This window comes from Polaromonas sp. SP1 (genome assembly GCF_003711205.1).
GTDB lineage: Bacteria > Pseudomonadota > Gammaproteobacteria > Burkholderiales > Burkholderiaceae_C > Polaromonas.
On sequence record NZ_CP031013.1, the window covers coordinates 2986414 to 3005404 of the forward strand.

An 18991-nucleotide genomic window follows, 5' to 3' on the forward strand; every position below is an offset into this window, starting at 1 on the left:
CGCCCATGCACCTTGTGTTCAATCCCGGGATGTTTGCGCTGGGTGTGGCGGTCGGGGTGTTGGGCCTGGTGCTGCTTCTCAGTTTGATCATCGCTTTTGCCTATGACGAGCGCACGCTGCTGGCGTTGGGCGCCTACGTGTCGCTGATGGTGGCGGCGGTGATCGCGGGCCAGCAGTTTGCAGACGATACCGGGCGGGTGGAAGACCTGTTGCTGGTGGCCGGCCCCTCCTTGCTGGCGGGGCTGCAGGCCTGGCTCCTGAAAAACCGGCACTTCTCCACGGCGGCCAAAGTGATCATCGCCGTTGTCGTCTTGGCCAGTCTGGTATTGCTGGGCCTTGTCGCCGGCGTGGCATCGCCTTCGATTTCGCAAATCGCCGCGCTGGTGTGGGGCGTTTTGCTGCTGGCGTTCCATGCTTACCTCATGCAGCAATCATGGGACTCGGCCGGGCCCTGGAAATGGTGGCTGCTGTTTGGCTTGTTGGCCGGGCTGGTGATTTCCGTGTCTTCCCTCGCCGGATGGACCGATACCCGGCAGCCCTACTGGCCGGTGGTGTTGATGCTCCTGTTGCAGGTGCCGCCCATCTACCTGTCGCTGGTCTGGCGCAGCCGCCTCCTCAATGAAAGCCGCCTGCGCAGTTTCTCTGCCAACGTCACTGATCCATTGACCGGCCTGGCCACCACCAGTGTGCTGGTCGAGCGCCTGATGCGTGTGATGTCGCGCGTGCACCAGACGCCGGGTAGCAACGCGCTGTTCCTGATCGAGGTGCAGAACTGGCAAGGCCTCCTCAACGAACTGGGGGCTGAGTTCAACGAAAAAATGCTGCTCGAAGCGGCCATGCGACTGCGCCGCACCGTCGGCGACAACGACCTGGCCGCCCGTATCTCCGGTGGGCACTTTGCCGTAGTGGCGCAGGGCCTGCAGGGCGCGGAAGAGGTCAACTCCCTGGCCACCCGGCTCGTGGTCAGCGGGCTGCGCATTGACAGCCCTTTGCTGCAAGGTGTGGAATTCAAGTTTCGCGTCATCGTGAGCCTGCTGAAGAACAGCAAACCGATGACATTGCCCGAGACCCATGAATGGCTGGGCCGCATGGCCGATATCTTCAGGGACTGGCCGCGCAGCCACCGCAACCGCAGCATCCTGGTGGTGACTGAAGACCAGTTGACCAATCCAGACAGCCCAGGTGGCCCCAATGGTACGAACGGTTCCAAGGGCTCCACGAACTCAAAGCGCGACTCGATCTTTTCATTCCTGCCCCCCATGAGCCGCTGAGGCCTGGTCCGATAATCCGCGCTGCCGCACAATTTCCATCCCCTTATCCGTCAATCACGCAAAGCCAAGCAAAGCAATTCCAAGATGGACCTCTTTACCCCCGACGCCGTTGCCCCCATCCCCGAACCCGCCGACCAGGATTCATTGGCTGCGTACGCGCAGCGTGCCTACCTGGAATACGCGCTGAGCGTCGTCAAGGGACGGGCCCTGCCCGACGTCTGCGACGGCCAGAAGCCGGTGCAGCGCCGCATCCTCTACAGCATGCAGCGCATGGGCCTGGGCTTTGGCGGCGCCAATGGCGCCAGCGGGGCCAAGCCCGTCAAGAGCGCGCGCGTGGTCGGCGACGTGCTGGGTAAATACCACCCCCACGGCGACCAGGCTGCCTACGACGCCATGGTGCGCATGGCGCAAGACTTCAGCCAGCGTTACCCGCTGGTCGACGGCCAGGGCAATTTCGGCTCACGTGACGGCGACGGTGCCGCCGCCATGCGTTACACCGAAGCGCGGCTGGCGCGCATCACCACACTGCTGCTCGATGAACTCGACGAAGGCACGGTCGACTTTGTGCCGAATTACGACGGCTCCTTTGAAGAGCCGCGCCAGTTGCCGGCGCGCCTGCCGTTTACGCTGCTCAACGGCGCCAGCGGCATTGCCGTGGGCCTGGCCACCGAGATACCCAGCCACAACCTGCGCGAAGTGGCCGATGCCTGCGTTGCACTGATCAAGACACCGAAGCTGGCCGACGAAGAGCTGTATGCGCTGATCGCCGGGCCCGACTACCCGGGCGGCGGGCAGATCATCTCGAGCAGCGCCGAAATCGCGGCGGCTTACAGCACGGGCCGCGGCTCGCTCAAGGTGCGCGCCCGCTGGAAGATCGAGGAACTCGCCCGCGGCCAGTGGCAGCTGGTGGTGCAAGAGCTCCCGCCCGGCGTCAGCACGCAGCGTGTGCTCGAGGAAATTGAGGAGCTGACCAACCCGAAAATCAAGACCGGCAAAAAGGCGCTGAGCCAGGACCAGGTCCAGCTCAAGCAGACCGTGCTGGCCGTGCTCGATGTGGTGCGCGACGAGTCCAGCAAGGATGCCGCGGTACGCCTGGTGTTCGAGCCCAAGACCAGCAAGATCAGCCAGTCCGAACTGATCAACACGCTGCTGGCCAACACCAGCCTGGAAAGCTCTTCGCCCATCAATCTGACCATGGTCGGGCTGGACGGCAAGCCGACGCAGAAAAACCTGCGCCAGATGCTGACGGAGTGGATCGAGTTCCGCCAGACCACGGTGCAGCGGCGTTCGCAGCACCGGCTCGACAAGGTGCTGGACCGCATCCACATCCTTGAGGGGCGCCAGCTGGTGCTGCTCAATATCGATGAAGTGATCGCCATCATCCGCCAGTCGGACGAGCCCAAGGCCGCGCTGATTGCGCGCTTCAAACTGAGCGACCGCCAGGCTGAAGACATTCTTGAAATCCGCCTGCGCCAGCTGGCGCGGCTCGAAGCCATCAAGATCGAGCAGGAACTAAAAAACCTGCGTGAAGAACAGGGCAGGCTCGAGGAAATCCTGGGCAGCCCGGCCGCGCTTCGCCGCCTGCTGATCAAGGAGATCGAGGCCGATGCCAAGCAGTTCGCCGACGCGCGCCGCACGCTCATCCAGGCCGAGAAAAAAGCCGTGCTGGAGGTCAAGGTGCTGGACGAGCCGGTGACGGTGGTCATCAGCGACAAGGGCTGGGTGCGCGCACGCAGCGGCCACGGGCACGATGCGGCGGGTTTTGCCTTCAAGGCCGGCGATGGGCTGTACGGCACCTTTGAATGCCGCACCGTCGACACGCTGCTGGCCTTCGGCTCGCGCGGCCGGATTTATTCGGTGCCGGTGTCTGCGCTGCCCGGCGCGCGCGGCGACGGCCAGCCGCTCACCACCCTGATCGACCTGGAGTCCGGCACGCAGCTGGTGCATTACTTTGCGGGCCCGGCCAACGCCGCCTTGCTGCTCAGCGCCAGCGGTGGCTACGGTTTCCTCGCCACGGTCGAAAACATGACCTCCCGCCTCAAAGCCGGCAAGGCCTTCATCAGCTGCGCCGAAGGCGAAACCATTTGCAGGCCGTCGCACGCCGCCTTCAGCAGCGGTGCGGTGCCATTGGTGCCCGCCACGCATGTGGCCTGCGCCTCCACGGGCGGCCGCATCCTGACGTTCGAGATTGGCGAGCTGAAGATGCAATCCGCCGGCGGGCGCGGCCTGATGCTGATCGACCTCGAAGCCAAAGACACCCTGGCGGGCGCTGCGGCCTACACCCGCAGCGTGAAGATCGAAGGCATAGGCCGCGGCGGCAAGGCGCGTGAAGAGACGCTGGAAATCCGATCGCTGAACAACGCCCGTGCCGCGCGCGCCCGCAAGGGCAAGGCGGCCGACCTCGGCTTCAAGCCGAGCGGCATCACCCGGGTTGAGTAGAGCTTTAAGTAGAAAATACGGTTCCAGCCCAGGCAGCGCCTGGGCTTATAGCTATCAATTTGGTAGCAACCGGGCTATCGGGCTGCCGGGCCCGGCCACCGCATCAGGCCACGAGCAGCGATTCCAGCTTCTTCAGGCCGGCCACCGTCTCCAGGCAGGCCTGCGCCACTTCCTTGCCTTTGGTCAGGAAGTGCGCGGTGAAGAACTTGCGGTGCTCTTCATGCTCATGAAAATGCTGCGGCGTCAGCACCGCTGAAAACACCGGCACGCCGGTTTCCAGCTGGATGCCCATCAGCGCGCTGATGACCGCATCGGCCACAAACTCATGGCGGTAGATGCCGCCGTCCACCACCAGGCCGCAGCAGACGACGCCGGCGTAGCGGCCCGACTGCGCCAGCTTTTTGGCGTGCAGGGGGATTTCAAACGCGCCCGGCACTTCAAAGGTGTCGATGGCATCGCTGCCCACACCTTGCCGGGCCATCTCGGCCAGGAAGGCGCCGCGGCCCTGGTCCACGATGTCTTCGTGCCAGGACGACTGGATAAAGGCGAAACGCGCCTTGGGAGGGGAGCCGCCGGACTGGCTGGCGGAAACCGGGGATTGGGTTGACTGACTCATGGATGGCCTTTAGTGAGGTGTTACCAGAATCAGGGCGCACGAGCCTGCGGCTTTGCACGTGAACGCGCAAACAGCCGGAGCGGAAAACCCGCCGCCAGTCGTAGGCGCCCACGGCACAGCCGTCGACATCGCGCTCTCTTTCATCCGGACTGTGACCGTCGGCTTCGGAGTTGAACCGAATCTGCTGACCCTTGTTGCCGCGTGAAGCACGGTAACAAGGCGCTCGCGGGCTGATGCAGTTGCCTGCAAACACCGCCGGTGGGGAATTTCACCCCGCCCTGAGAACGCTGCCCCGGCGAAATGGCCGGAGCGGGTTGAGTTTAAGCCGCAGCGCAAGCCGGCGCTTGTCGCCGGTTTGCCGGCCCCACAGCCATTGCGGCTGCTCGGCTGCGGTGGCCGGGTTTATTCGACTTCCACCACCAGGTCGATCTCAACACAAGCGCCCATCGGCACTTGCGCCACGCCGAAGGCGCTGCGCGCATGCTTGCCGGCGTCGCCGAAGACTTCGGCAAAGAGTTCGCTGGCGCCGTTGGTCACCAGGTGCTGCTCGGTGTAGTCGCCGGTGGAGTTGACCAGGCTCATCAGCTTGACGATGCGTTTGACTTTGGCCAGGCCGACGGCGGCTTCGAGCGTGCCCATCAGGTCGATGGCGATGGAGCGCGCCGCGGCCTTGCCTTCTTCAGTCGTCATGTTCTTGCCCAGCTGGCCGACGAGGGGCTTGCCGTCCTTCTTGGCGATGTGGCCGCTGAGGAACACCAGCTTGCCGGTCTGCACAAAGGGCAGGTAGGCGGCGACGGGGACGGACACAGGGGGCAGGGTGATGTTCAGTGCTTTCAGCTTGTCATGGGCGCTCATGGGGAATCCTTTGATGATGAAAAAGGTCTCCAGCCCAATATCCACCTTGGCAGGCAGCTATGTTTTTGATAGCAGTTGCGAGGTTGGGAAGGCCGGTGGTGCAGGGAATTGTAGGACAGGCCCTCTGGCGGCGGGGCCTGTAGCGGCATGAAAGGAAGTGATGGAAGGCCGGGCGGTGAGGCTCAGTGGTCCGCCGTGCCGGGCTGGGCTTGCGCCGCGGGCAGGGGCTCCACCGTCACAGCCACATCCAGGATGTGCTGCGCCCCGCCGCGAATCACGCCGCGCATGGGCGAGACGTCCAGGAAGTCGCGGCCGGTGGCCAGCGTGACGTAGTCTTCGCCCGGCGCGCGGTTGTTGGTCGGGTCGAAATCCAGCCAGGCCCCCAGGCCCGGGCAGTAGACCGAGGCCCAGGCGTGCGAGGCGTCGCTGCCGACCAGGCGGGGCTGGCCCGGTGGCGGGCTGGTCAGCAAATAGCCGCTGACATAACGCGCTGGCAAACCCATCGCGCGGCAGCAGGCCACCATGATGTGCGCGAAATCCTGGCACACACCTTTGCCTTGCTGGAGTGCCTCCAGCGCCGGCGTGTTGACTTCGGTGCTTTCGCTTTCATACGTCATGGTGGTATGGATGCGCTCCATCAGGTCGCGCGCGGCTTCGGGCAAGGGCCTGCCGGGCAGAAAGCTGGGGCGGGCAAATTCGACAAAGGCTTCGTCGCGCGGCACGTACGGCGACGCGAAGAGGAATTCAGAGGCGCTGTCGTAGGCCGCGCCCGCGCGGTAGCGGAACTGGTCGCGCACCTGCTCCCAGGGCGGCGATGCCGGCCTGCCGGTAGACAGCGATGCTTCGGATTGCAGCGGATTGGCGACCGAGGTGGACACAACGCTGTCGGCCACCACGGTCAGGCTTTCATGCGCCGTCTGCAACGAGAAATAGCTGCGTGTGTTGCCATAGACATCCACCGTTTCGCGCAACTGCACAGGCGCCGGGTTGATGCGCAGGTCGTAGCTCAGCAGGCTTTGGCCGCTGCGGTTGGCGGGTTTGAGGTGCACCACGTGGTGTGCGTTGACGACCGCGGGGGCATAGCGGTAGCGGGTTTCGTGGACGACGTGAAGCAGCATGGGATGACTTTGCTCAGCGAGGGCTAAGCGCCCAGGCTCTGGCTGCCCGACGCTGCGTGGCTGAAATAGCGCCGGCTCAAGGTGTCCGACAGGTCCAGCGCCGCGTCGCAGCATTGCTCCAGTAGCTGGACCAGATGCCCATACTGCCGGCTGCCGTGCCCGGCGTCCTCATCGCCTTCCGCATCTTCACGTGCAGGCGAGTCCTGGCACAGATCGGCCAGCGCCCAGCTGCCGGGGTCGGGCAATTCCATGGCCAGGTCGGGCATATCGCCGGGGGCGCTGCCGGCCAGCTTGGCCAGGCGCCCGCGCAGGGTCTGCACCACCCAGCCGAGGGAGCGCGGGTTGTCGCGGTCCAGCACCAGCAAATCGAGCAGGGCCGGGATGTCGCGGCGCTGCTGGTATTGCGCGTGGAAGGTGATGGTGCTGTCAAACAGCGCCACCATCGCGTTAAAGCCGCCTTCTTCAAAGACCGACCCGGTCTCAAAGCCGCGCACCAGCGCACCGGCCAGGGTGTTGAGCCGCTCGATCAGCCGGCCCATGCTCAAAAGGCGCCAGCCGTCGTCGCGGGTCATGCGGTCGGTTTGCGCGCCCGTCATGGCCGAGAGAAAGCCGCTGGCCGATTCGAGTGCCCGCAGGGCTTCGACGGAGGAGTATTCGGGTGGATAAGCGGTGAGAGCGCTCTGGCTTTGACTCTGACCGGTTTGATGCTGGCTTTGGCTGGTGCTGGAGGCCGCGCTGAAAATCGCGCAGCGCTGGAAGAAGTCGGCCTCGGTGCGCACGATCATGTGCCACTGCTCTTGCGACAGGCGCTCGCGCACGGCCGAGGCGGCGCTCTTGAGCGCCCGCAGGTTGTAGCCCACGCTGGCGGCTTGTTCGGTGTCGGCCAGGTTGGCGATCAGCGCGCGCTCGAACACGCGGCGCGCCTGCGTGGCCGGCGGCACGGTGTCCAGCACCAGCGCGTTGCCGACCGCCATGCTGGTCACCCAGGCCAGCAGCGGCTGCGAGGTCTGGTCTTCGCCGCCCAGGCACTGCAGCGTGATCTGCGCCAGGCGGGTGGAGTTTTCGGCGCGCTCGGTGTAGCGGCCCAGCCAGAAAAGATTTTCGGCCGCGCGGCTGGTGACTGGCGGGCGGTGACGCAGCGGCGCTGTGGCCCAGGCGGATGCGAGTGCGGGTTGCTCGCTGCGCGCAGCCGTTGCCTTGCCGGCGGAGGCGTCGCCGAGCACCCACACATCGGCGCTGCTGCCGCCATGCTGCATCGACGACATGTTTTCGTTCTTGCCGGCCAGCCGCGCCAGGCCACCGGGCAGCACCTGCCACGACCCATTGCCGTCGGCCACCGCAAACACGCGCAGCATGGCCGAACGCGGCGATATGCGCTCGCCCTGCCAGGTCGGCGTTTGCGGCAGCGGCAGGTAAGCCTGCACGGTGTAGTCCTCGCCGCGGCGCAAGATGCGGCCGGCCCATTCGTCCAGCGCGCGCCGCGACAGTGTGTGGCCGATGACCGACTCCATGCCCGAGCCCGGGTAGGTCGGCTTGATCACCGAGTTCTTGAGCTGGCCCAGCACATCCTGCATGACGGCCTGCTCACCGCACCACCAGGTGGCCAGCGAAGGCAATGCCAGCGTTTCGCCCAGCAAGTGCCTGGAGAGTGCCGGGAGAAAGCCCAGCAGCGCGCTCGATTCGAGGAAGGCCGAGCCCGGCGTGTTGACCACCAGCACATTGCCCGCACGAATGACCTGCAGCAGGCCGGGCACGCCGAGTGTGGAATCGGAGCGCAGCTCCAGCGGGTCGAGGAACTCGTCGTCCAGCCGCTTGAGCAGTCCATGCACACGCTCCAGGCCGCGCAGGGTCTTCAGGTAAAGCTTGTCGTCGCGCACCAGCAGGTCGCTGCCTTCGACCAGCGTCAGGCCCAGGAAGCGCGCGAGGTAGGCGTGCTCAAAATACGTTTCGTTGTAGGGGCCCGGCGTGAGCAGCACCACGCGGCTTTCTTCGTGGCTGTCGCCCGGGCTCATGGCTTTGAGGCCGTCTACCAGCGCCTTGTACGACGCGGCCAGCCGTTCCACTTTCATTTCGCGGAAGGCTTCGGGAAAAAGCAGCGAGATAGTCAGGCGGTTTTCCAGCAGGTAGCCCAGGCCGGAAGGCGCCTGCGTGCGCTGCGACACCACCGACCAGCGGCCGTCCGGGCCGTGTGCGATGTCGAAGGCCGCAATGTGCAGGTAGGTGCCGCCGGCAGGCTTCACACCCTGCATGCCGCGCAGGTAGCCCGGGTGGGCGTGCACCAGCGCGCTGGGCAGCAGGCCTTTGGAGAGCAGTTCCTGCGGGCCGTAAATGTCGGCCATCACGCGGTCCAGCAGGCGGGCGCGCTGCTGGATGCCGGCCTCGATGTGCGCCCAGTCGCTGGCCGACACCATCATGGGGAAGAGGTCCAGCGCCCAAGGCCGCTGCGGGCCGTTGGCGTCGGCGTAGACGTTGTAGGTCACACCGTTGTCGCGGATCTGGCGGCGCAGGTTGGCGGTGCGGTGGTTCAGGTCGTAAAAACCGTCGGTGCCCAGGAAATTGAAGAAGCGCGTCCACTCGGGCGACAAGCTGTCGTCAGCGGAGGGCGGGGCTTCAGCAGAAGGCGCGGCGGCTTCCGGGGCGCTGCCGGCGGCGCGCAGTACGGGCTGCGCCGGCGCGGCCGCTTCCGCAGGGCCCTCAGACACACGGCCCCGCAACTCGTCGAAATGCCCCGCCGCCGCATGCGGCGCCAGCGCAGAGGCCAGGGCGCAGGGGGATTCGAGCGCCTGGGCGGCAAAAAGTGACTCGGTGTTATTTTCCACGTCCTGCAAGTATGCCTGCGGCCTGTGCGTCCCAAGGCGCGGGGCAGGCCCAAGGGCCCGGCAAAGCGCTATTTATGCCGCCTCGGCATGCAAATGTTGCACCCATAAGACAGACTGATGGGCACTTCTGGCAGGGCGCCGCAGGCACCCCGCCCGCGCCCCTAGCGCAAGTCGAGCGTGAACGGAAACTCGCGGCTAGGCTGTGCCGGCGCCACGCGCATCTTGCCGGGCGTGTGGCCCATGCGGAAGAAGCGTGTGAGGCGGCGGCTTTCCGCCTCGTACGAGTTGACGGGCAGGGTGTCGTAGTTGCGCCCGCCGGGGTGCGCCACATGGTATTGGCAGCCACCCAAAGAGCGCTCCATCCAGGTGTCGACGATGTCAAACGTCAGCGGCGCATGCACGCCGATGGAAGGGTGCAGCGCGGAAGGCGGGTTCCAGGCCTTGTAGCGAACGCCCGCCACGTATTCACCGACACGGCCCGTGCTTTGCAGCGGCAGCGCGCGGCCGTTGACGGTGACGACATAGCGGTTGTCGTTCAGGCCTGTCACGTGCACCTCGATGCGCTCGAGCGACGAATCGACATAACGCACGGTGCCGCCGGCTGAGCCTTCTTCGCCCATCACATGCCAGGGCTCCAGCGCGCTGCGCAATGTCAGTTCGATGCTGTTGGACAAGACCCGCCCGATCAGCGGAAAGCGGAACTCGAAGTGCGGCTCGAACCAGGCCATGTCGAAGGCGTAGCCGGCTTCGCGCAGCTCGGTCAGCACGTCTTCAAAATCCATGCGGATAAAGCCCGGCAGCAGGAAGCGGTCGTGCAACTCGGTGCCCCAGCGGGTGACGCGGCCGTGGTAGGGCTTGTTCCAGAAGCGCGCCACCAGCGCGCGCAGCAGCAGTTGCTGGGCAATGCTCATGCGCGCATGCGGCGGCATCTCAAAGGCACGCAATTCCAGCAGGCCCAGGCGGCCCGTGGTGGAGTCGGGCGAGTACATCTTGTCGATGCAGAACTCGCTGCGGTGCGTGTTGCCGGTCACGTCGACCAGGATGTTGCGCAGCGTGCGGTCGACCAGCCAGGGCGGCATGTCGGCGCCGTACTTCTTGCGGTTGTTCTCGATCTCGCGCAGGGCGATTTCCAGCTCGTACAACTGGTCGTTGCGGGCTTCGTCCACACGCGGCGCCTGGCTGGTCGGGCCGATGAACATGCCCGAGAACAAATAGCTCAGTGACGGGTGGTTGTGCCAGTAGGCGATCAGGCTGCCCAGCACCTCGGGCTTGCGCAGGAAGGGGCTGTCGGCCGGCGTGGCGCCGCCCAGCACAAAGTGGTTGCCGCCGCCGGTGCCGGTGTGGCGGCCGTCGGTCATGAACTTCTCGGCCGACAGGCGCGTTTCGTGCGCGATCTTGTAGAGGAACTCGGTGTGCTCCACCAGTTCGCCCCAGTTGTAGGCCGGGTGGATGTTGACTTCGATGACGCCCGGGTCCGGGGTGACCTGCAGCATCTTCAGGCGCGGGTCGCGCGGCGGCGGGTAGCCCTCGAGCACGATGCTCACGCCCAGCGATTGCGCCGTGGCTTCCACCGCAGCCAGCAGGTCGAGGTAGTCTTCGAGGCGCTCCATGGGCGGCATGAAGACGTAAATCGCGCCCACTTCGCCGCGGCCGGATTTGTTGGCCTTGCTGTCCGGGTCGGCCTTGGGTTTGTCTTTGGGGCCGTTGGCGCGTGAGGGGTCACGCACCTCGACGCAGAGCGCCGTGCGCGTGAGCCAGGCGGCCGATTCAAAAGGCTTGGGTGCGCGGTCATCGGCCGGTGCGGCGGTTTCTGCGGCCGGCTTGTCGCCCGGTTTCCCGTTCGCACCCGCATTGCCCAGCGGGCGGAACTGCAGGATACGGCTGGCTTGCGTCAGCGCGGTGTTGCCCGTCAGGTAGCGCGCCATGTATTGCGCCAGTGAACTCGCGCTGCCGCCTGCCGACGGGGCAGCCGGCGTGGCGCCCTGGGCGGCGGTAAAGCTGCCGTTGTAGCGCGCGGCCATCGCCGAAGCGGCGGGCAAATCCTGGCGCGGCGCAAACGGGTCGGACTCGATCATGTAGGGGTAGTCGGTCTTGGACACCCAGGGCACTGAATCGAGCGGCAGGCGGTAGCCCATGGGCGAGTCGCCCGGCATCAGGTACATGCGCTCGTCGCGGAAAAACCAGGGGCCGGTCGTCCACTTCGGGCCGGCCAGCGAGGGTGATGCACCGGCGTTTCGTTGTTTGAGCTGTTCCTTGGTCTGCAGCGGCAGCACATAGCCCACCACCGAATCAAGGCCTTGCATGAAGACGCGGCGCAGGCGCTCACGCTCCATCGCGTCGTCCAGCTTCGAATCAAACGGGTCCACATTCACCGGCAGCCGGCGCTCGCGCCAGAGGTAGTACCAGGTGTCTTCATAGCCCGGCGTGATGTAGGTGGTGGCCAGGCCCAGTTTGCCCGCCAGCGTCTGCACAAAGCGTTGCGCGTCGGCGCTGGTGTAGTTACAGGGCTGGCGCTCGTCGGCAAACAGCTCCGGGTTCTGCCAGATCGGCTGGCCGTCCTTGCGCCAGAAAATGCTGAGTGCCCAGCGCGGCAATTGCTCGCCCGGGTACCACTTGCCCTGGCCGAAATGCAGGAAGCCGCCTTCGCCGTATTCGGCGCGCAGCTTTTGCACCAGCTCGGTGGCGTAGCCGCGCTTGGTGGGCCCCAGCGCGTCGATGTTCCATTCGGCGGCGTCGCGGTCGGTGGTGGCCACAAAGGTCGGCTCGCCGCCCATCGTCAGGCGCACGTCGCCGGCGGCCAGGTCTTTGTCGACTTTTTCGCCGAGCGACAGCACCTCTTGCCATTGCGCCTCGGTATAGGGCTTGGTTACGCGCGGTGACTCGTAAATCCGCTGCACCGCCATGTGGTGTTCGAACTCGACTTCGGATTTGTCGACACCGCCTTCGACCGGCGCGGCGCTCGAGGGCTCGGGTGTGCAGGCCAGCGGGATATGGCCTTCGCCCGCCATCAGGCCGGAGGTGGGGTCAAGCCCCACCCACCCGGCGCCGGGCAAAAAGACCTCGCACCAGGCATGCAGGTCGGTGAAGTCGGTCTCTGCGCCGCTCGGGCCGTCAATCGATTTGACGTCGGCCTTGAGCTGGATCAGGTAACCCGAGACAAAACGCGCGGCCAGGCCCATGTGGCGCAGCAGTTGAACCAGCAGCCAGCCCGTGTCGCGGCAGGAGCCGCACGCCAGGCGCAGGGTTTCTTCGGGCGTCTGCACGCCGGGCTCCATGCGGATGGAGTACTTGATGTCCGACTGCAAGCCCTGGTTCAAGCCCACCAGGAAGTCGATGGTGCGTTTGGGCGTGCGGTCGATTTTCTCGAGGTAGCGCTTCAGCAGTGGTGTGACCGGCTGGGTGGCCAGGTAAGGCGCCAGTTCGCGGGCCTGCAGCGCGTTGTAGGTAAACGGAAATTCTTCGGCGGCGGGCTCCAGGAAGAAATCAAACGGGTTGAACACCGCCATCTCCACGACCAGGTCTACCGTGACCTTGAATTCGCGCGTGGGCTCCGGAAACACCAGCCGGGCCTGGTAGTTGGCAAACGGGTCTTGTTGCCAGTTGATGAAGTGCCCGGCGGGCTCGACTTTGAGGGAGTACGAGAGCACCTGGGTGCGGCTGTGCGGCGCGGGCCGCAGCCGGACGACCTGCGGCCCGAGCTTGACCAGGCGGTCGTATTTGTAATGGGTGATGTGGCTCAGGGCGACGTGGATGGACAAGGCAGCCTCGCTTTAAATAATGACAATACGGCCGCCACATCTTGCGGCCTGGGGAAACACCATGCGAGCAGCTTACCCGCATTTGGTGATGTTCTGAAAGCAAGAGCTGCGCCATCGATCCGATGGATATTTCTCTGGCGCTTTAGTGCTCTTGCTGGCAAGGTCGCGGCTTGCCGATAAAAACAAGCCGAAAAAGGGGAGGGCGCCTTGACGCGACCAGGATCAAACGGGCCAGCGTACAGCGCCATGGGCCCCGGGCCGGCCTGTGCCGGTTTCATCGCGGGCGTTGCCCTGCAACTTCAACAGCCTGCGCTGTGGCCCGCCACCTGGTACGCGGCGGCTGTCCTGCCGGCCTGTGCGCTTGCCGGCTTGCTTTGGTGCCTGGGTGGCCGTGTGCGGATGGCATCGTGGGGTCGTGTTGGGCTCGCCTTCGTTTTGGCCGCCATGCTGGGTTTTGGCGCAACGGGCTGGCGGGCCGGCGTTTTCCAGTCTGCCGGGCTGGACCCCGCCCTGGAAGGCCGTGATATCGAGGTCATTGGCCGTGTGCTGGCGATGCCGCAGCCGGGCGAAGACGGCGTGCGGTTTCGGCTCGGTGTGGAGTCGGCACGCCTGGATGGCCGCGCCGTCACCTTGCCGCCGCAAATCCTGCTCGGCTGGTATTCGGGTTTTGGCGGCCGTGAAGCGGCTCTGCCGGCGCAGGACGCCGACCCCTCCGAGGTGGTGCTGGCGTTGCAGCGCCAGCCGCAACCCCTGCGCGCAGGGGAGCGATGGCAGATGACCGTGCGGTTGAAGGCCCCGCACGGCAACAGCAACCCGCATGGCTTTGACTACGAGCTCTGGCTGTGGGAGCAGGGCCTGCAGGCCACCGGTTACGTGCGCGCCGGCGTGCACGATGCGCCGCCCGCCAGGCTTTCCGGCAGCTGGCACCATCCCGTCGAGCAGGCCCGGCAGGCGGTGCGCGAGGCGATCTTTGAGCGGGTGGAAAACCGGCAGCTTGCGGGTGTGATCGCCGCCCTGGTGGTGGGCGACCAGAACGCGATCGAGCGCGCCGACTGGGATGTGTTTCGCGCAACGGGCGTGGCGCACCTGATGAGCATTTCGGGCCTTCACATCACCATGTTTGCATGGGCTGCGTCGCTGCTCATCGGCGGCCTTTGGCGGCGGTCGGCGCGCCTGACGCCCCGGCTGTGCCTGGCCTTGCCGGCCGGCGCTGCAGGCGCGCTGGGCGGGCTTTTGCTGGCAGCCTTGTACGCGCTCTTTTCCGGCTGGGGTGTGCCGGCGCAGCGCACGATCTGGATGCTGGCCGTCGTGATCCTGCTGCGCCATGGCGGGCGGCAGTGGCCGTGGGCGCAAACCTGGGTGCTGGCCATGGCTGTGGTGGTGGCGCTGGATCCGTGGGCGCTGATGCAGGCCGGGTTCTGGCTTTCATTCGTGGCCGTCGGTGTGCTGTTTGCTACAAATTCAGGAGCGGCAACCCAAGGTGGGGTATGGGCTGGAGGCCAATTTGGCATTGAAGATTCAGCGCCGGCGGTGCGTTGGCGGCGGCACCTGCCTCGCTGGCTGGCGGGCCTGGCCGGCGCCCTGCGGGAGCAATGGGTCGTCACGCTGGCGTTCACGCCCCTGTCACTGCTGCTGTTCAACCAGGTTTCGCTGGTGGGGCTGGTGGCCAATGCCGTGGCGATTCCGCTGGTGACCCTGGTCGTCACGCCGCTGGCCTTGCTGGGCGTCGTGTGGGCGCCGGTCTGGCTGGCGGCTGCGTGGGTGGTGGGGGTGCTGGCTGCTTTCCTGCAAGGGCTGGCCGGCTGGCCTTGGGCGTCCGTCAGCGTGGCGGCGGCGCCGCTGTGGTGTGCCGTGGCCGGCGTGGCAGGCGGCGGGTTGCTGGCCACCCGGCTGCCATGGCGCTGGCGTGCGCTGGGCTTTCCGCTGCTGCTGCCGGTGGTGTTGTGGCAGCCGGCGCGCATGCCGCCCGGCCAGTTTGAGCTGCTGGCCGCCGACATCGGCCAAGGCAATGCGGTGCTGGTGCGCACGGCAAGCCACAGCCTGCTCTACGACGCCGGCCCGCGCTTTTCACGCGAAAGCGATGCCGGCCACCGTGTGCTGGTGCCGCTACTGCGCGCGCTGGGGGAGCGGCTGGATGTGCTGATGGTCAGCCACCGCGACACCGACCACATCGGCGGGGCGGCCACGGTGCTGGCCATGCAGCCTGAGGCCCGCCTGATCAGCTCGATTGAAGAGACGCATCCGCTGCAGGCTTTGCGCAAGGCCGGCCGGTGCGTCGCCGGCCAGCGTTGGGAATGGGATGGCGTGGCGTTTGAGGTCTTGCATCCGGCGGCTGCGGACTATGGCGTTGTTGGCGGCAAGTCCAACGCCATGAGCTGCGTGCTGCGCATCGGCAACGGCAGCCGCACCGCCTTGCTGGTGGGCGATATCGAGTCGCCGCAGGAGCTGGCGCTGGCCACGGCGAACCCGGCCGGCCTGAAAGCCGACGTGCTGCTGATGCCCCACCACGGCAGCAAGACATCGTCCAGCGCGGTGTTCCTGGATGCCGTGAAGCCGCAATGGGCCGTAGCCCAGGCCGGTTACCGCAACCGCTTCGGCCACCCGGTCGATTCGGTGGTGGCGCGCTATGAAGCACGCGGCATACGCCTGGTGAAGTCGCCGCAGTGCGGGGCAGCTTCATGGAGCAGCCAGCAGCCGGAAATTTTTCAATGCCAGCGGGAAGAGGGCAAGCGCTACTGGCATCATGTGCCTTAAAAACAGGGTGAGGTGCACCGCCTTGGCGCATTACTTGCTAAGCTACGTGAAAAGCCATGCGCATAACTTGCTGGAGATCAAGCCAATGAGCCGACCGATGTTTGATGAGATGAACGCCACGGAATCCAGCGTCCGTGAGCATTACCAGGGTTACCAGCGTTGGCTGGCCAAACAGCCTGCCGACGTGATGGAGGCGCGCCGCGCCGAAGCCGAGATGATTTTCCGCCGCGTCGGCATCACCTTTGCGGTGTACGGCGCCAAAGACGAAGACGGCGCCGGCACCGAACGGCTGATTCCTTTTGACCTGATTCCCCGCATCATCCCTGCCCACGAATGGGCCAGCATGGAAAAAGGCCTGATCCAGCGCGTCACGGCCCTGAACCGCTTCATCCACGACGTGTACCACGGCCAGGAGATCATCAAGGCCGGTGTCGTTCCTTCCGAGCAGATTTTCCAGAACGCGCAGTTCCGCCCCGAGATGATGGGCGTGGACGTGCCCGGCAACATCTATTCGCACATCAGCGGCATCGACATCGTGCGTGCGCCCAATGCGCAGGGCGAGGGCGAATACTACGTGCTGGAAGACAACCTGCGCGTGCCCAGCGGCGTGAGCTACATGCTGGAAGACCGCAAGATGATGATGCGGCTGTTCCCCGAGCTCTTCAGCCAGAACCGCGTGGCGCCCGTCGCCCACTACCCCGACCTGCTGCTCGAAACCCTGCGCGGCATGGCGCCGCCCGCCACGGCCGAGCCCACGGTGGTGGTGCTCACGCCCGGCATGTACAACTCGGCGTACTTTGAGCACGCCTTCCTGGCGCAGCAAATGGGCGTGGAGCTGGTCGAAGGCCAGGATCTTTTTGTCAAGGACAACTTCGTCTACATGCGCACCACACGCGGCCCCAAACGTGTGGATGTGATTTACCGCCGTGTCGACGACGACTTCCTGGATCCGCTGGCCTTCAGGCCCAACTCCACGCTGGGTTGTGCGGGCCTGCTCAATGTCTACCGCAGCGGCAATGTCTCGCTGTGCAACGCCATCGGCACCGGCGTGGCCGACGACAAGTCGATCTACCCCTATGTGCCCAAGATGATCGAGTTCTACCTCGGTGAAAAACCCATCCTGAAAAACGTCCCCACCTACATGTGCCGCAACAACGAAGACCTGCAGTACACCCTGGCCAACCTGAAAGACCTGGTCGTCAAGGAAGTGCACGGTGCGGGCGGTTACGGCATGCTGGTCGGCCCGGCTGCGACCAAGGCCGAGATCGAAGACTTCCGTGCGGCCTTGCTGGCCAACCCCTCGGGCTACATCGCCCAGCCCACGCTCAGCCTTTCTACCTGCCCGACCTACGTTGAAAGCGGCATTGCGCCGCGCCACATCGACCTGCGGCCTTTTGTGCTGAGCGGCAAGGAAGTGCAGATGGTGCCCGGCGGCCTCACGCGCGTGGCGCTGAAAGACGGTTCGCTGGTGGTCAACTCTTCGCAAGGCGGCGGCACCAAGGACACCTGGATTCTTGAGGGCCCGTCATCACCCGTCGCGTCTCAATCGCAGTCGCAGTCCCAAGGAGGGAAATAATCATGTTGTCTCGCACTGCTGACCACCTTTTCTGGATGTCGCGCTATACCGAGCGTGCGGAGAATACGGCGCGCATGCTGGATGTCAATTACCAGACATCCTTGCTGCCGCAATCGGCCGCCGTCGTGCAAGGCGGCTGGCAAAGCCTGCTGAGCATCAGCGAGCTCAAGCCCAGCTATGCCGCCAAATACGGCGACAGCGTCAACCCGCGTGAAGTGATGGACTTCATGGTGCGCGACGAGCAGAACTCCTCGAGCATCGTCTCGTGCCTGCAGAACGCCCGTGAAAACGCCCGCGCTGTGCGCGGCACGCTGACCACCGAAGTCTGGGAAACCCAGAACCAGACCTACCTCGAAGTCATCCGCATGCTGCGCAATGGCGACTTCGAGCGCGACCCCGGCCAGTTCTTTGAATGGGTCAAGTTCCGCTCGCATCTTTCGCGCGGCGTGACGGCCGGCACCATGCTGCAGGACGAAGCCTTTCACTTCCTGCGCCTGGGCACCTTCCTGGAGCGGGCCGACAACACCGCCCGCCTGGTGGACGTGAAATTCCATGCGGTGCAAAACGACTTCCTCGGTACCGACGGCGAGAAAGACCAGGAGTACGACTTCTACCACTGGAGCGCGATTTTGCGCAGCGTCTCCGGCTTCGAGGTCTACCGCAAGGTCTACCGCGACGTCATCAAGCCCGAGCGTGTGGCCGAGCTGCTGATTCTGCGGCCTGACATGCCGCGCTCATTGCTGGCCTGCCTGAACGAGCTCATGAGCAACCTCGCCATGGTGACCAGCGACACCGCCAGCGAAACCCAGCGCCGCGCCGGCAAGCTGCGCGCCGACCTGCAGTACGCCCGCATCGACGAAATCCTCGCAACCGGCCTGCATGCGTTTTTGACCCAGTTCCTGGACCGCGTCAACGAGATCGGCGCGCACATCAGCCGCGAGTTTCTTGTACCGGCGACGCATTGAAACTTCATATTCGGCACATCACCGACTACCGGTATACGGAGCCGCTGCGCTACGCCCTGCAAACCCTGTGGCTCACGCCGCAGTCCGGCCCGGCGCAGACGGTGAACTTCTGGAGCCTGGGCGCACCCGAAAAACTGTTTACCCAGCGCGACGCCTTCGGCAACACCATCAGCGCCTACACCTTTGTCGGCAAGGCCGTTGACAACGTGCGCTGGAGTCTGGTCAATGCGGCGGGCGATGTAGAGACTTTCGGCGTGGCCGAGTTCAATGACCCGCAAACCCTGCCGCACCCGTACTTCTTTTTGCGCGCCACCCACCTGGCCGAGCCGCACTTTGAGCTCGCTGAATTCGGCCGCCGCTTTATCCCGCAAAGCGTGGACGGCACCGCCAGCCTGCCGGCCTTGCTGGCGCTGAGCCGGGGCGTGGCGGATGCGGTGAGCTACCGCAAAAACAGCACCAGCGTGACCACGACCGCGCTCGAAGCTTTCAGGTCAGGCGCCGGGGTGTGCCAGGACCAGGCCCATGTCATGGTCGCCATCTGCCGCAGCCTGGGCTATCCGGCGCGCTATGTCAGCGGTTATTTTTATGCGGCGAATGAGCCCGACCTGGCCAGCCACGCCTGGTGCGATGTCTGCCTGGACGTTGCCACCCGCCGCTGGGTCAGCATCGACGTGACCCATAGCTGCCTGATCGACGAACGCCACGTGCGCCTGGCCATGGGCACCGACTACAACGCCTGCCCGCCCATCAAGGGCGTGCGGCAGGGCGGCGGGGAAGAATCGATGACGGTGGAGATCACCATTCAGCCGGTGTGAGCGGC

The 18991-nt window shown here is 65.4% G+C and carries 11 protein-coding genes and 1 riboswitch; of the genes, 6 read left to right on the top strand and 5 right to left on the bottom strand.

Going from position 1 to position 18991, the window contains the following annotated elements:
• The first annotated feature begins 5 nt into the window (after nucleotides 1–5).
• Complete coding sequence (locus DT070_RS14255) at nucleotides 6–1271, top strand: GGDEF domain-containing protein (RefSeq protein WP_153976361.1); 1266 nt, start codon at nucleotides 6–8, stop codon at nucleotides 1269–1271.
• A gap of 84 nt (nucleotides 1272–1355) precedes the next feature.
• Complete coding sequence (parC, locus tag DT070_RS14260) at nucleotides 1356–3710, top strand: DNA topoisomerase IV subunit A (RefSeq protein ID WP_122956000.1); 2355 nt, start codon at nucleotides 1356–1358, stop codon at nucleotides 3708–3710.
• A 103-nt stretch (nucleotides 3711–3813) separates the two neighbouring features.
• Here parC and DT070_RS14265 read toward each other — a convergent pair whose 3' ends face one another.
• From DT070_RS14265 to DT070_RS14285, 5 genes are all read right to left on the bottom strand, one after another.
• Nucleotides 3814–4326: a 6,7-dimethyl-8-ribityllumazine synthase gene (locus DT070_RS14265; RefSeq protein ID WP_122956001.1), complete on the bottom strand. Its 513-nt coding sequence runs from the start codon at nucleotides 4324–4326 to the stop codon at nucleotides 3814–3816.
• Between the two features lie 128 nt (nucleotides 4327–4454).
• Nucleotides 4455–4616, bottom strand: a riboswitch (FMN riboswitch).
• Nucleotides 4617–4728: 112 nt separating this feature from the next.
• On the bottom strand, nucleotides 4729–5181 hold the full coding sequence (locus tag DT070_RS14270; RefSeq protein ID WP_122957414.1) for a RidA family protein: 453 nt from the start codon (nucleotides 5179–5181) through the stop codon (nucleotides 4729–4731).
• Between the two features lie 182 nt (nucleotides 5182–5363).
• A complete protein-coding gene (locus tag DT070_RS14275; RefSeq protein ID WP_122956002.1) occupies nucleotides 5364–6299 on the bottom strand; it encodes a transglutaminase family protein in 936 nt (311 codons plus the stop codon).
• A 23-nt stretch (nucleotides 6300–6322) separates the two neighbouring features.
• Nucleotides 6323–9118, bottom strand: a complete 2796-nt coding sequence (locus tag DT070_RS14280; protein ID WP_122957415.1) for a circularly permuted type 2 ATP-grasp protein — start codon at nucleotides 9116–9118, stop codon at nucleotides 6323–6325.
• A gap of 161 nt (nucleotides 9119–9279) precedes the next feature.
• Nucleotides 9280–12876, bottom strand: a complete 3597-nt coding sequence (locus DT070_RS14285) for a DUF2126 domain-containing protein (protein ID WP_122956003.1) — start codon at nucleotides 12874–12876, stop codon at nucleotides 9280–9282.
• Between the two features lie 246 nt (nucleotides 12877–13122).
• Between DT070_RS14285 and DT070_RS14290 the strand changes: the two genes are divergently transcribed.
• From DT070_RS14290 to DT070_RS14305, 4 genes are all read left to right on the top strand, one after another.
• Nucleotides 13123–15630, top strand: a complete 2508-nt coding sequence (locus tag DT070_RS14290; protein ID WP_122956004.1) for a DNA internalization-related competence protein ComEC/Rec2 — start codon at nucleotides 13123–13125, stop codon at nucleotides 15628–15630.
• 85 nt (nucleotides 15631–15715) lie between these two features.
• Entirely contained in the window at nucleotides 15716–17206 is a 1491-nt protein-coding gene (locus DT070_RS14295; RefSeq protein ID WP_122956005.1) for a circularly permuted type 2 ATP-grasp protein, read from the top strand.
• Nucleotides 17207–17208: 2 nt separating this feature from the next.
• The gene (locus tag DT070_RS14300) at nucleotides 17209–18171 is read left to right on the top strand and encodes an alpha-E domain-containing protein (RefSeq protein ID WP_122956006.1); all 963 of its coding nucleotides are present in this window, start codon (nucleotides 17209–17211) and stop codon (nucleotides 18169–18171) included.
• Nucleotides 18168–18986: a transglutaminase family protein gene (locus DT070_RS14305; protein WP_122956007.1), complete on the top strand. Its 819-nt coding sequence runs from the start codon at nucleotides 18168–18170 to the stop codon at nucleotides 18984–18986. The genes DT070_RS14300 and DT070_RS14305 overlap by 4 nt, the downstream gene beginning before the upstream one ends.
• Nucleotides 18987–18991 lie beyond the last annotated feature (5 nt).